Origin of the sequence: Nitrosomonas sp. (genome assembly GCF_019752095.1) — a bacterium.
GTDB lineage: Bacteria > Pseudomonadota > Gammaproteobacteria > Burkholderiales > Nitrosomonadaceae > Nitrosomonas.
Genome location: NZ_JAIEMO010000024.1, coordinates 1 through 14,701, shown reverse-complemented (window position 1 = coordinate 14,701; position 14,701 = coordinate 1). Strand labels below are relative to the sequence as shown.

Genomic DNA, 14,701 nt, shown 5'->3' with positions numbered 1-14,701 from the left:
ATACGTTAATAGCACGAATATTTCTGAAAAATCTCAGCGACTGGATTGGCTTCAAAATAAATCTAGAATACTTATTGAAGCCACCAATGTCCTTTTAGTATATACCTAATTTAAGCATTTTGGGACACTAGCTCAGAACCATCTGACATTCTGTAATTTTATCCAGCACTCGACTTTCCAGAAGAGCAATGCAAAACATGAACGTGAATCTTTCCTGTCTTACAATCGTAAATTATTCTCAATCTCCAGCCAAAGTTTCTTGATCGGATTCAAAGAAAAATCAGATTTTATTCATCCGACAATGCTGATACCAGTTTAGCCAAAGATACGCTGTTCGATATATGAATTTTCAGTTCCGTCTTCGCAGCCCGTCGATAGCACAATAAACAAGAAAGGCAGCTACAAACTGCAGCCATGATCCATTCGTGAGCGGGAAGGTACGCCGGACTAAGGATTACGGCACCCTATCTTAGTTGAAAGTAGTTGTGTAAGAAAAGGCATCTAAGCGCTTACCGTTTGTATAAATGTTAGCAACACTCAATGATTAGGCCACTGAATGTTTTTCAGGTTGGGGAACAGCGCTCTTATCGACATTCTGGTCCTCTGTTTTGCGTTTAGCCCAGGCCAAATCATCCGCATTTGGGTCCAGTCCGTTATGTTCATTATTGGTATCAGCTGTAAGTACGAGCTCAGTAAAAAGTGCATAATGATCCGAACCAAAGCTTCTGAGTCTTTTTATACTTTGGAGCGTAAAGTGTTTGCTGTGAAACAGATGATCTAGCGGCCAACGCAAAAACCAGTAATCTGCATGAAAAGTATTAAACATACCGCGCCCCACTCTTGGATCAAGCAATCCGCTTATTTTCCTGAATAACCGTGTTGTTTCAGACCAAGCTACGTCATTCAAGTCCCCAGTCACAATAACCGGTACGTTCGTTTCAGCTACACTCTTAGCGATAATCACAAGCTCTGCGTCACGCTCCGAAGATTCAACATTTTCAGTTGGACTGGGTGGTGCCGGATGTAAAAAATGAACCCGAACTTTGTGCCCGGATGGCAAAAGTACAAGCGCGTGCATTGATGGCTTATCCGTCTCCACCAGATACTCGATCTGGTTATTCATCATTGGAAATCTGGAATAGACATGCATACCATAAAGATTATCCAGCGGACATTTGATCGTATAGGGGTAATCAGTTTCCAGAATATCCAGCTGTGATTGCCACCACAGATCTGATTCTAGAGTTACCAGAATATCCGGTTGAAATTCGCGAACCAACGCAATGAATGCCTTTGCATCCCGATTTGTCATCAAGACATTGGCGGTAATAATTTTGATTCGGCCTCTGCTATCAGAGTTGTTTGCGGCCTTTACTTCTCGTGGGAATACCCGCGTATAAGGCACAATCCACCATGCTTGATAGACTAAGCAAGCCATTGCAACCGCCACGAGTCCCCATGTTTGTTTCGATGATAAATCGAGTAGCAACAATTCCAAGGTAAGCGTAAACAGCAATGCCAGGAAAAGCTGTAGTCGTGGAAAATCAAGTCCGCGTATCCACCATGCTTCATGGCGACTGAGTGGTAACATTGTCAGAATGGCAAATGTTATAGTTATAATCAGAAATGTAACTAACATTAGTTGAAAAGTCTATTCACTCACTTGTAGTAATCGCGCCCCGATTTGACAAAATAATTGTCCAATCAGATTCGGTTGCTCAAAGTAGCGATTCTATCGTGTTATATCTCTTTTTCGTCAATTAATGTTTGCAGGACTATTTCAGTAGTAAATCTTGCCGCAATATTCGGCGGCTTGATCAGTCAGAATACGAAACTTATCTTATTCAGAAAAAGCACAGTCACTGAAAAGATAAGATCCGCTACCGTGATTGATATTGGTAAAGCAGTAACTAAAAGATCGCGTTTTCATTTGCATGTTCAAGAGCAATATTGCAATTAGCCATTTGATAACGTTTTTAAGTCAGGAAACAGCTTCTCATGTATCTCTTGTAATTTATAGATTTCCTGCAATACTTCTACAGGGAATCCCTGTCGGTCTCTATCCTTTTCAACAATTAGCAATTTATTGATATATTGATAAATCTCCTTATACCCCCAGTGTAATAGGATCATTTCTGCAATTTTTGGGTAATTCTTATCCAACAGCGATTCTTTATCGCCTAAATAAGCTCCAAATTCCTTAATTGACTTTTTTAATGACATATACAGTTATCTCCTATAGCCTAGATAAGCTATCATTAGCATCGCTTGGAATAAACGGAATACACGCTTTTTTCGTTCTTTAATCTCTTCCGGGTTTAATTCCTCGCCCCTTGGGGCGAAGGCTGGTTGAAAACCAGCAGTCTGAAGAGCGCTTTTAATACCTCGCTGCTTGCGGCGGGGTGCTTTATTTTGTATTTTCATCCAAATCACTTAGTCAATGGCCACCCAATCAATAAAACCGTGATAGTGACAATACCTGCGACAATATTCATCGGAACACCGGCTTTGAGAAAATCGGTAAAACGATATTCGCCAGGCCCATAGACCATCATATTGGTTTGGTATCCTAGAGGCGTCGCAAAGCTAGCAGAAGCTGCCATCATGATGGCAAATACAAAGGGTATATTGTTCAAATCGGCTTTTTCGGTGATCTCCAACACAATCGGCAGCATTAAAAGCGCTGCAGCATTATTGGTGATGACTTCGGTCAACAATGAAATGGTTATGTACGTCAGAATCAGCAGCAGCCACGGCGTACCTCCACTTAGATCAACAATGTTTTCGGCAAGAAATTTAGCAACGCCGGTTTTTTCCAACGCCATACCCAGTGAAAATGATGCTGCGATCGTAATGATGACCTTTAAATCAAGACTTCTCTCAGCTTGATTGGCAGTACAGCAACCGGCAAGAATCATCAATCCGCCGCCAATCAGCGCGGCATTAAGCATGGTAATCACTTCGAAGCTAGCGGCTGTGATCACGCCCAATAAAATCATCCAGGCAACATAAGCTCGTTCATGACGTGGCGCTTCTGTGTTCAGGTCATTAATCAGTAAAAAATCCTTGTTATAGCGCTGCCGAGTAACAAAGGCTGGTCTTGCTTCTAGCAGTAACGTATCCCCCGCTTGCAGAGTAATGCTTCCGAGGTTACCTTTGATACGCTCGCCATGTCTTGCTACAGCCAAAACAGCAGCACCATAACGGGCGCGAAAGCGTGCATCGCGGATGGCATATCCCACCGCAGTGCAATGCGGTGACACCACAGCTTCAACCAGACGCCGTTCAGGATGCCGCTCAGCAAATGTTTGCGTTTGCCCTTCCTCGGCAGATGGCACAATTCCCTTAATGCGCAGCAAATCAGAAATTGCGTCGGTGTCGCCAGCAAATACCAATCGATCCTCGCCTTGGAGCACCTCATCTGCGGTTACAACGGTCAATATAATGCCGTTACGCTCAATTTCAATTAAATAAACCCGTTGCAAATGTCTTAGCCCAGCTTGCTCGATTGTTTTCCCGACTAAGGGACCGTCCGGCGCAATGGACACTTCCAATGTAAATTCACGCAAATTGGAGAAAGCCTGGCCTTGCGTGCGGTCCGGCAACAATTTAGGGAAAAATAACCACATGTATAAAAAACCCACTATCGCAACCGGTATTCCAACCGCAGTGATCGAAAATAAAGAAAAGCCTGGCCCACCGGTCAGTGCCTGATATTGACCATTGACAATCAAATTGGTACTCGTTCCAATCAGCGTCACCGTGCCGCCTAGAATTGCCGCATAACTCAGCGGGATCATAAGCTTGGAAGGTGAAATTCCGATCTTCCGCGACCAGCTATAAATTGCTGGAATCATCGTGGCTACCACTGGCGTATTGTTAAGAAAACTGCTCAGAAATGCAACTGGCCAAAACATGCGATTTAGCGCTGCACGCGGGGTCGTAGGCTTGCCCAATAACGTGTTGACCAGCAAATCAATCGCACCGGAAGCATGCATACCTGCTGCTACTACAAACATGCCTGCCACCGTAATCAAACCTGAATTACTAAAACCGCTCAATGCATCAGAACTACTCAAGATCCCAGTTGCACTCAATATCGTCAGCGCTCCAATCATGACCAAATGAGGACCAATTCGAGTAGAAATAAGTGTCACCAGCACCGCAACACATAAACCCAATGTAAACCAGCCTTGCCATTCCATATGTTTTACATCCCAAACGAAAGTGAAAGTGTGAAATATACAGCAGTTGATAGTATGAACATAAATAATCAATTATTATAAAGATATGACCACAATTTATATGTCGTACCGCCAAGTAATCTGGATATCCGGTTTTTATACTGGGAAGCTAATCGCGAATCGGCTAAACTTACTAAAATTGGCAATCAATATTGGTTATCCAAGCCGCTACTTATCGGCGCAATTTAAAGAAACTTTTGCCAAGCTAATCTTTTCAAGAAACACTTTACGGACATTTAATGCGTAAAATTATTATTGCAAGTTTGTTGACACTCACCATCACAACTCCTGTTGTTGCACATGAGCACATTCGTCCAGGTTTATGGGAAGTTACTACTCGCTCCGATCTTCTGGCACTAGTACCACATATTCCGTCAGAACAGATGCAGCAACTCAGTACCCTCGCCAACCGTTACGGCCTTAAACTACCCGAAATAGAAAATGGCGCGGCCACGTCAAAAGTTTGTATCACCGAGGAAATGGCAAAGCAGGAAATTCCTACTTATTTTTATGAGAACCGATCCGGCTGCACGGTGAAAAATGCCACTCGCACTGGCAATCGCTATCAGCTCGATTTGGTATGCTCCAATCAACATTTTCAAGGAGATGGCTTTGCCCAAGGCAGTTTTACTAGCCCGGAAAGCTTCGTGGGAAATACCGAATTCGATAGTACTATCGGCGGCAATCCGGTACATGCATCAGCTGAAACGTCAGGCCGCTGGATAGGTGAACGCTGCACTGCGGTCAATCCATTGCAATGAAGAATTGCAAGAAATTAAAATGTTGCGCCACATTAGCTTATTGAAACGCAACACTCTCCAGTCAAACTTCACGTTACTAACACAAGCGTAAAATTGATCTCACGCGGTCAAAGTTCTCGTGTGAGCTTGTGGACATTGCACTTGCAATGAACTGTTTATTTTTCCAGTAACGGACTCATCGGATATTCCAGCGCTTCTTTCATTGCTACCAGCGACAAAACCGCTTCTCGACCGTCGACGATCCGGTGATCGTAGGACAAGGCGAGATAATTCATTGGGCGGATCACAATTTGTCCGTTCTCCACTACTGGTCTTTCCTTGGTAGCGTGGATACCGAGAATAGCACTCTGCGGCGGATTAATAATTGGGGTCGACAACATGGAGCCAAATACGCCTCCGTTGGTAATTGAAAAAGTACCGCCGCTGAGTTCCTCAATGCCCAGTTTACCGTTTTGCGCACGTTTGGCAAAATCAGCGATCTGCAACTCGATTTCCGCCAGTGTTAAACGATCTGCATCGCGGATAATCGGCACTACCAGTCCACGTGGACTGCCAACGGCAATACCAATATCGTAAAAATCGTGATAGATGATCTCATTGCCTTCAACCGAGGCATTGACAACCGGATATTTCTTGAGCGCGGCAATAACAGCCTTGACGAAGAACGACATGAAACCCAATTTTACGCCATATTCCTTTTCAAATTCAGTTTTGTAGCGTACACGCAGGTCTATGATTGCCTGCATATTAACTTCATTGAAGGTGGTCAAAATCGCTGCGGTAGATTGTGATTCGACCAAACGTTCTGCAATGCGTTGCCGGAGTCGTGACATGGCGACTCTACGTTCAGTACGCGCTCCTGATGTTGAAGTAACGCTGGCTTCAGGTTTGGATTCAACTTTCAAGGACACGCTGGATCTGCGTTCCATATAGGCTTGCACATCCTCTTTGGTGATACGACCACCTAAGCCGGTGCCTTTTATCTCAGATATTTCTGTGGCTTTCAGATCGTTATCCTCTGCCAACTTACGTGCAGCCGGCATCAACATGGATTTTTCTTGATGGATATCCTCAGCAGCACGATCTTCTGTGTTTTTTTCAGGAGCAACCTTTGTTTCTTTTTCAGCAACAGTAGTTGATTGATTATCCGATTGACTAGGTTTAGTGTCGGTAGCTTCGGTTTCAATCATGGCGATAACTTCACCACTAGTTACGGTAGCGCCGTCATTTTTTAGAATTTTAGTCAACACACCCGCATTGGGTGCAGGCAATTCCAGCACGACTTTGTCGGTTTCGATATCAATCAAATTTTCGGATCGATTAACATAATCTCCCGCCTTTTTATGCCAAGAGATTAAAGTAGCATCAGCTACGGATTCAGATAACACGGGTACTTTGACTTCAACTAACATGGTGCCCTCTTTCTATATTTTATCTCTGAATGCTGCCACAATTAATTCATTCTGCGTAAATTTATGCCTTGCCAGATAGCCAACGGCCGGTGAAGCTGCAGAAGCGCGCAGCGCATAACCCAACTCCTGATCGGATCGCATATGGCGCAACAAATAATGCTGAATGCGATGCCATGCTCCCTGGTTGCCAGGTTCTTCCTGGCACCAAATGACATCTTTAGCCTTGCTGAAACGATCGATTTCGGCCTGAAATTCCTCATGCGGGAATGGATACAATTGTTCCAGTCGAATAATTGCCATATCCTTGATGCGTTGTTCCTTACGGTAAGCCAATAATTCATAGTATACTTTTCCGCTGCAAACAATAATCCGCTTAACATTTTTCGGATCTAATTTGTCGACTTCGGAAATAACCGGATTAAAATATCCACGCGCCAACTCGTCTAGGCTAGAAATCGATTCTTTATGCCGCAGCATGCTCTTTGGACTCATGATGATCAACGGTTTACGTATCGGTCTGATCATTTGTCGACGAAGCAAATGATACATCTGTGCCGGTGTCGATGGTACACAAACCTGAATATTGTAGTCCGCGCATAATTGTAGAAAACGCTCCAAGCGCGCAGAAGAATGCTCGGGGCCCTGCCCTTCATAACCATGCGGCAACATCATCACCAAACCGCAGATACGCCCCCACTTGGTTTCACCTGAGGCAATAAACTGGTCGATTACCACCTGCGCACCATTGGCAAAATCGCCAAACTGTGCTTCCCAGACAATCAATTCATTAGGTTGCGTTGTTGCATACCCATACTCAAAGCCCAACACCGCCTCTTCCGACAACATCGAATCAATCACAACAAAATCCGGTTGCTCGGGATAAAGATGGCGTAACGGCACATAGATACGTTCATTCTGATCCGCTGCTACCTGGTCATGCAATACCGCGTGACGATGAAAGAATGTACCACGGCCCGAATCCTGCCCGGACAATCTCACTGGGTATCCTTCCTTCAGCAAAGTTGCGTAAGCCAGATTCTCCGCCATTCCCCAATCTAGCGACAATTCCCCTGTGCCCATCAAACGCCGATCGGCAATAATCTTTTCCACGCGCGAATGCAATTTGAACCCTTGAGGAATATCGGTCAGCCTTATAGCAAGCTGTTTCAGCGTTTGCATCGCAACACCGGCTTTAATCCGCTTATTCCATTTGAATGGTTTTAAAAAAGGTTCCCAGTTGATGGAATACGGAGATTTATAGTCATAACAAACCGTCTTATTCGGATTGACACCTTCATCCATAGCGTCATGATAAGCTTGGACGAGATTATCCGCTTCCTCCGACTTTATCACCCCTTCGGCGACCAATCTATCGGCATAGCACTTGCGAGTACCCAAGTGCTGGTTGATGATCCGATACATTTTGGGTTGCGTCACCATCGGCTCATCCTGCTCATTATGGCCAAGGCGACGGAAACACACCATATCGATCACGACATCCTTATGAAACCGCATGCGGAAATCAAACGCCAGTTCAGCCACCATCACGACTGCTTCTGGGTCATCGCCATTGACATGAAATATCGGCGCTTCAATCATTTTGGCAACATCGGTACAATATAACGTGGAGCGGCTATCACGGGGATCGGATGTGGTAAATCCTATTTGATTATTAATGATAATATGTACCGTACCACCAGTACCATAGCCACGAGTTTGGGATAAATTCAGCGTTTCCATCACTACGCCCTGCCCTGCAAACGCCGCGTCACCGTGAATCAATACTGGCAATACGCGATCCCCAAGTTTATCGTTTAACAGATGTTGACGGGCGCGCACCGAGCCCTCAACCACTGGATTAACAATTTCAAGATGTGAAGGATTAAAAGCCAAAGCTAGACGTACGATACCTTCAGATGTTTTGATGGCAGAAGAAAAACCTTGGTGATATTTCACATCGCCCGACGGCAAGTCTTGCGGCTGCTTTTCTTCAAATTCGCGAAACAATTCGGCTGGCATTTTCCCCAGAGTATTTATCAGCACATTAAGCCGAGCGCGATGCGCCATTCCCATTACGATTTGTTGAATGCCCGCTTTCCCTGCGCGATGAATCAAACTATCCAGCAATGGAATCAAACTCTCATTACCTTCTCCCGAAAAACGTTTCTGCCCCACGTAGCGAGTATGTAAATAATTTTCCAGTCCCTCTGCTGCAGTGAGCCGTTCAAGAATATGATACTTAACGTCAATCGGAAAACCCGGGTTAGAGCGCTGCCCTTCCAGCCGCGCTTGTATCCAGCGCTTTTGTTCAACCGAAGAAATGTACATATACTCGGCACCAATCGAGCCACAGTAAGTCTCATGCAGGATCTGCAAAATTTCACGCAACGAAGCACGATCAGGCCCAACTAATGAACCAGTATTAAACACTTTATCCATGTCCGCATCGGTCAATCCGAAATGCGCAGGATTCAATTCGGGAATGGTCAATTGTTGCTTGAGACCCAGCGGATCAAGATTGGCTTGATTCAATCCTAGGCTGCGATACATGTTGATGAGTTGCAACACCGCCACTTGCTTGCGATCATCTGAATCAATCGACATTACCTCAGGAAGCGCAGCTTGAATTTCTAAGCCGGAAGACTTGGTAACTGAAGCAGTGGCTGATGCCTTACTGGCTATGTGTTCCGGTTGCTGGGCCAACTTATCGAAGTATTCTCGCCACACTAATGTAACAGAATGAGGGTTGTGCAGATATTCTTCATAAACCGCTTCTATGAAACTCGCATTAGTTCCAAACAAAAGAGTTTCTTCCATCAACGGCTTGTTCATAAAATAGCAGTCTTAATAAAAACTATTTTTGGGAAAAGGAATCGGGAATATCCCGCATGGCTGCGCCAGTATATAGCTGACGTGGGCGTCCGATTTTATAATCAGGATCAGAAACCATCTCGCTCCATTGCGCCACCCAACCGACCGTTCTTGCCATCGCAAAAATCGCGGTGAACATACTGGTTGGGATACCCAATGCACGTTGCACGATGCCGGAATAAAAATCGACGTTAGGATAGAGCTTACGCGAAATGAAATAATCGTCTTCCAGTGCAATTTTTTCGAGTTGTAGCGCAAGTTTGAACAACCGATCATTCTGCAATCCCAATTCGTTCAAAACTTCATGACAAGTTTCACGCATCAGCTTTGCCCGCGGATCCATATTTTTATAGACGCGATGGCCAAAACCCATCAACCGAAAGTTATCCTCTTTGCTTTTTGCGCGTTGAATAAATTCATCAATGCGAGAAACATCGCCGATTTCTTCCAACATGCGCAAGCAAGCTTCGTTTGCCCCGCCATGTGCCGGACCCCATAAGCAAGAAATACCGGCAGATACACAGGCAAATGGATTAGCACCACTGGATCCCGCCAAGCGCACCGTGGAGGTAGAAGCATTCTGTTCGTGATCTGCATGCAAAATCAATATCCGATCTAACGCGCGCACAATCACCGGGTTAGCTTCATATTTCTCTGTCGGCACAGAAAACATCATATGCAAGAAATTCTCAGCGTAACCCAAGTTATTATATGGATAAACAAATGGTTGCCCGATATTGTATTTATACGCCATAGCAGTAATCGTTGGCAATTTTGCAATCAGTCGCAATGCTGATTGTTCACGATGCACCGGATCGGAAATATTCAAAGCATCATGATAAAAAGCTGATAAAGCGCCGACCACTCCGACCATCACCGCCATCGGATGAGCGTCGCGACGAAAACCACTATAAAATTTCACCAGCTGCTCATGCAGCATGGAATGGCTTTTTATTGTAAGATCAAATTCCGATTTTTGTCCCGGCGTTGGCAATTCACCCTGCAACAATAAATAACACACATCGATAAAATCACAATGCAGTGCTAATTGTTCAATTGGATAGCCGCGATACAACAAAATACCTTTATCACCGTCGATAAAAGTAATTGCGGAATTATTACTAGCGGTCGACAAAAAACCGGGATCATAAGTAAACAAACCACTCTGTCCGTGCAGCTTGCGAATATCGATCACATCCGGACCCATGGTTCCGGATAAAACCGGCAGCTCGATAAGGTCGCTACCATTATTCAAATTCAGAGTCGCTGTGCCTTCTTGTGCCATAATACATCTCCACAAATTGCAATATTAATCAGTATGCATGGTTAATAGATTGATAGTGTTAACGAATAACACTCAAAACCTAGCTCTTTTGCAGTAATTCCAATACCGACCGCCACTGCGTGTCGCTATTAACTTGCTTTCCGCTGATCAGATCCCATAAATCGTTATCCGGCAATGCCAATAATCGTTCAAATTGCAGTAATCTAGTTTCATCAAGTTGCCGGTAATTATGGTCCATGAATCGCTGCAACACGATATCCAATTCAAGCATACCACGCCGACAGCGCCAGCATGCACGCTCGAATTCTTTCATACCATTCTCTTGACCATCATGTCCTTGATTTTGCCGATCGCCTGGGTAGGATTCAAGCCTTTAGGGCACGCATCTACACAATTCATGATGGAATGGCAGCGAAACAGCCGATAAGGATCTTCCAGATTGTCCAATCGCTCAGCAGTTGCCTGATCGCGGCTATCGGCTAGAAAACGATAGGCCTGTAGCAGTCCCGCTGGCCCGACAAACTTATCCGGATTCCACCAAAAGGAAGGACAAGATGTTGTACAGCAAGCACATAAAATGCACTCATAGACGCCATCCAGAGCAGCTCTTTCTTCCGGCGACTGCAACCGTTCCGTTTCAGGCGGCGGGTCATTATTGATTAAGTAAGGTTTAATCGAATGGTATTGCTGAAAAAATTGTGTCATATCCACGATCAAGTCACGAATAACCGGCAATCCAGGCAATGGACGTATTTCCACCGGATCTTTCAGGCCTTTAATCGGTGTAATGCACGCCAATCCGTTGCGCCCGTTGATATTCATCGCGTCCGATCCACACACACCTTCGCGGCAGGAGCGGCGTAAACTCAAACTGTCATCAATCGACTTGATACGCAATAATGCATCCAATAGCATTTTATCGGTCGCTGCCAACTGAACATCGTAATCCTGCATGTATGGTTTTTCATCTTTATCGGGATCATAGCGGTAAATCGAGAACTTCATTGGTCGGCTCCAGTGGGTTTGAATACTGCTTATAGTCGATAAGAATCTCTCAAAATATTACGAAGTATACAGATTTGAAGCCAGATTATCATATTTTGGTTTGGCTTTTTAGATTGCTGCGCACATTAAGCGCAAGCGCAATATACCGAGTAGCAATGCACAAAGCTACAGCTAATGAACATATTCGATGTGCCATCAGTGCGCTCCGCATGATTCAAAACATAGTAAAAATACAAAAAGCATGGATTCAGGTAAAATAAATCGTTAGGTTCGTGTGGCCGAGCCAACGTCAAACGATTAAAAAATCGGATATCACCATCAAGCCATAATGAATTTTTTATAAAGGAAGATTTTAGATGAATTTTAAAAAATATAGCATCGTTTGTATAATTGGTCTTTGTTTCGCTCTGTTCGGTTGCGGTGGAGCACCCGAAGCAAGTTCGGTAAATTGTGCGGGAAAAGGATTGGAATCCTCGCTTGCAGATTTGAAGGATGACGAAGCAGCGCGACAAGCATTTCTCGATCAATGTGATGCTTTGAAAAAATAAAATTACGGCATATCAGCAGGCATTCGAGTTAAACCCCCAGAAATAGCATCTAGATTCTGGGGGGTGATGTCTATTTCAACAACTTATGCTAATCAATCTTCATTGTCTCGTTTGCAGAATGAAACCAACCCACACCTATCCATTTCAGCTGTACTACTCTTAAGTAATCGCTGACAGTTTTCGAACAAAAGAAGCTGCGACAATTAGTCGCATGTTCAAGCAATCAAATTTTGCAGATAATCTTAAAAAAGCTATCGGATAGTTTTTCATACCTTATTAGCAGGTATAAATTGCAAATATCACGGGTAAATCAATCTACTTTCACATCGACTTCACTTTGAAACTTTGATATTCAGGGGTTCTGATAGCGCAAACATTAAGAGGCATCATCATGAAATTATCTAAAATTCTACTTACTTACTTACTATTATTGTCATGCAGCATTGCTTTCCCTGCTCACGCTGAGCAAGTTGACTTGAAGCATTTTACTTCTGGCAGCTATCAACAATTACTGAATAAATATGCCGACAAACCATTCGTATTGATGATTTGGTCTATCAACTGCACTTCGTGCAAAAAAAAGATGCCATTGCTCAGTGAGCTTCGCAAAAGCATGCCGGATATTAACCTGATTATGCTGGCAACTGATGATGCTTCAGCTTCTAATCAAGCGCTGCCTATACTGACTGGAAATGAACTGAATAATGCAGATAACTGGATTTTTGCTGACGCCAACTCCCAAAAACTTCGTTATGAAATTGATCCCAAATGGTATGGTGAAGTCCCTCGCACCTATTTTCTCGACAAAGATCACCAACGTGTCGGCGTCAGTGGTTCTGTATCGCGCGAGACGCTCGAAGCCATGCTCAAGACAATTATTAATTAGACCTGCTTCTGTTCGGGCTTTCTTTCTACTATTAAGGTAGTGTAAATTGAAACAGGAATCTCCCTCACTTCCTTTAACCGCCTGTTAATTGGTGCACTTACCTTACTATATTTGTCCCAAACAAGCAGGAGGGATTAACTAAGAACTCAGAATCGCGCCTACACAAATATACTCACATGAATCATTTTGCTTTGTTATGCAGCACTCTATTATTACTAGCTTTATCGTATAATCTGGTCGCTAAAACCGAAAGATTACTGCCTGAACAAAAAATCTATACCGCAACGACATTTGGACCGGATGGGCGACTATGGCGCATTCTTTCTGCCCAGAAGTCCATTTCTATTGATTATTCAACCGATTTCGGCAAGTCTTTCAGTCAACCGGTTCGCGTCAACTCGACAGACATGCCGATACATGCATGGGATGAAAATCCGCCCACCCTAGCCGTTGATCGGACAGGAAGAGTGTATGTGCTCTACTTTGCCGATGACAAACAATCCAGTACTAGTTTTTTCAGCCATTCCGACAACGGCACCCAGTTCAGCGCACCGGTCAAAATTAGCTCTGAAGCCAATACCTGGTATCACTATCAAACGGAGATGCTAATAGACACAGCCAATCGCGTGCATTTTATTTGGCATGATGTGCGTGATCGGGCCGAATACAAAAAACAGGGCGATGGAGATCTGTCGATCTACCATGTATCTGCAAGAACCGGCAAAATAATTAACCTTCCTACGGATCAACGCATTGCGAAAAACATCTGCTCCTGCTGCCGTACAGCCATGGCTGAGGATGTCGATGGCAGTCTGGTCATCCTGGCCCGTTATGTCTATCCCGGAAATATCCGCGATCATGGCTTACTTAAGCTATCACCCGACGGAAAAACAAGTGAACCGTGGCGAGTAACGTTCGATGACTGGGAAATTGAGGGGTGTCCTGCGCACGGACCTGCCTTGTCGATCGGCGCTAATGGACGATATCACATGGTTTGGTTTACTCAGGGAGAAAAACGTAGCGGAATTTTTTATGCATGGTCCGATGATCAAGGAAAAACCCTCTCCAGTCCAACGCAAGTGGGCGATCAAGATAAGCTACCCGGTCGAGCCGATGTGCTGGCTTTGGATAAACAGGTAGCGCTCGCATGGAAGGTGTTTGACGGCACTCAGACCCGCGTGGAAGCTATGTATTCTACAGATGGTGGATTGCACTGGTCAAAACCGCAAGTAGTTGCCGAAACAGCAACTCAGTCTGCTCACCCTGCACTGATCACTGACGGCAAGCAAATTTTTCTGTCCTGGAACAGTATGGATACCGGCTTTCGTTTAATTCCGATCAGGCAATCCGATGACGACAGCAATCAATAGACTCAGACATGCTATGGTTGGTCGATTTTAGTAAACACCGATGTTTCAAAATGCGCATTATCGACATCTTCGCAATGAAAAATTAATTGATAATTAGCTGCTTTATCACCACCCACCGTCTGATTGACGTACACATGATAAACACCTACACCTCCTACCAGCCGAATGGCAGGGCCCGATTCTCCATCTGGATTTGTGGCGCTGGAAGCCACCTTGTCTTTGGCAACCAACAGATTGAATTGTCGAGAACTTTGCACGGTTAGAGTCATTTTCAGGTGCGGATGATGATATAATAATGTTTTGAATCATATTGTTGAGT

13 protein-coding genes are annotated in these 14,701 nt (G+C 44.4%); 4 read left to right on the top strand and 9 right to left on the bottom strand.

The genetic code is table 11. The features are described from left to right. Positions 1-544: 544 nt before the first annotated feature. The 3 genes from K2Q13_RS07490 to K2Q13_RS07480 form a co-directional block, all read right to left on the bottom strand. A complete protein-coding gene (locus tag K2Q13_RS07490) occupies positions 545-1,591 on the bottom strand; it encodes an endonuclease/exonuclease/phosphatase family protein (RefSeq protein WP_292920438.1) in 1,047 nt (348 codons plus the stop codon). Positions 1,592-1,956: 365 nt separating this feature from the next. Further along, the gene (locus K2Q13_RS07485; protein ID WP_292920437.1) at positions 1,957-2,223 is read right to left on the bottom strand and encodes a hypothetical protein; all 267 of its coding nucleotides are present in this window, start codon (positions 2,221-2,223) and stop codon (positions 1,957-1,959) included. Positions 2,224-2,429: 206 nt separating this feature from the next. Then, entirely contained in the window at positions 2,430-4,205 is a 1,776-nt protein-coding gene (locus tag K2Q13_RS07480) for an SLC13 family permease (RefSeq protein WP_292920436.1), read from the bottom strand. 278 nt (positions 4,206-4,483) lie between these two features. On the opposite strand from K2Q13_RS07480, the gene K2Q13_RS07475 reads away from it, so the two are divergent. Then, positions 4,484-5,005, top strand: coding sequence for a DUF3617 domain-containing protein (locus tag K2Q13_RS07475; RefSeq protein WP_292920435.1), 522 nt, complete (start codon positions 4,484-4,486; stop codon positions 5,003-5,005). 155 nt (positions 5,006-5,160) lie between these two features. Here K2Q13_RS07475 and odhB read toward each other — a convergent pair whose 3' ends face one another. From odhB to K2Q13_RS07450, 5 genes are all read right to left on the bottom strand, one after another. Beyond that, the gene (gene odhB, locus K2Q13_RS07470; protein WP_292920434.1) at positions 5,161-6,417 is read right to left on the bottom strand and encodes a 2-oxoglutarate dehydrogenase complex dihydrolipoyllysine-residue succinyltransferase; all 1,257 of its coding nucleotides are present in this window, start codon (positions 6,415-6,417) and stop codon (positions 5,161-5,163) included. Between the two features lie 12 nt (positions 6,418-6,429). Continuing rightward, the gene (locus K2Q13_RS07465) at positions 6,430-9,249 is read right to left on the bottom strand and encodes a 2-oxoglutarate dehydrogenase E1 component (RefSeq protein ID WP_292920433.1); all 2,820 of its coding nucleotides are present in this window, start codon (positions 9,247-9,249) and stop codon (positions 6,430-6,432) included. 22 nt (positions 9,250-9,271) lie between these two features. Continuing rightward, entirely contained in the window at positions 9,272-10,573 is a 1,302-nt protein-coding gene (gene gltA, locus K2Q13_RS07460; RefSeq protein ID WP_292920432.1) for a citrate synthase, read from the bottom strand. 79 nt (positions 10,574-10,652) lie between these two features. Further along, complete coding sequence (locus K2Q13_RS07455; protein WP_292920431.1) at positions 10,653-10,886, bottom strand: succinate dehydrogenase assembly factor 2; 234 nt, start codon at positions 10,884-10,886, stop codon at positions 10,653-10,655. Further along, positions 10,883-11,578 carry a succinate dehydrogenase iron-sulfur subunit gene (locus tag K2Q13_RS07450; protein ID WP_292920430.1) on the bottom strand — a complete coding sequence of 232 codons (696 nt, stop codon included), beginning with the start codon at positions 11,576-11,578 and terminating at the stop codon, positions 10,883-10,885. The genes K2Q13_RS07455 and K2Q13_RS07450 overlap by 4 nt, the downstream gene beginning before the upstream one ends. A 356-nt stretch (positions 11,579-11,934) precedes the next feature. On the opposite strand from K2Q13_RS07450, the gene K2Q13_RS07445 reads away from it, so the two are divergent. From K2Q13_RS07445 to K2Q13_RS07435, 3 genes are all read left to right on the top strand, one after another. Then, positions 11,935-12,126 carry an entry exclusion lipoprotein TrbK gene (locus K2Q13_RS07445; RefSeq protein WP_292920429.1) on the top strand — a complete coding sequence of 64 codons (192 nt, stop codon included), beginning with the start codon at positions 11,935-11,937 and terminating at the stop codon, positions 12,124-12,126. 391 nt (positions 12,127-12,517) lie between these two features. Continuing rightward, positions 12,518-13,012, top strand: a complete 495-nt coding sequence (locus K2Q13_RS07440; RefSeq protein ID WP_292920428.1) for a redoxin domain-containing protein — start codon at positions 12,518-12,520, stop codon at positions 13,010-13,012. Positions 13,013-13,188: 176 nt separating this feature from the next. Continuing rightward, a complete protein-coding gene (locus K2Q13_RS07435; protein WP_292920427.1) occupies positions 13,189-14,382 on the top strand; it encodes a sialidase family protein in 1,194 nt (397 codons plus the stop codon). A gap of 11 nt (positions 14,383-14,393) precedes the next feature. Here K2Q13_RS07435 and K2Q13_RS07430 read toward each other — a convergent pair whose 3' ends face one another. Continuing rightward, positions 14,394-14,651: a hypothetical protein gene (locus K2Q13_RS07430; protein ID WP_292920426.1), complete on the bottom strand. Its 258-nt coding sequence runs from the start codon at positions 14,649-14,651 to the stop codon at positions 14,394-14,396. Between the last annotated feature and the right edge of the window lie 50 nt (positions 14,652-14,701).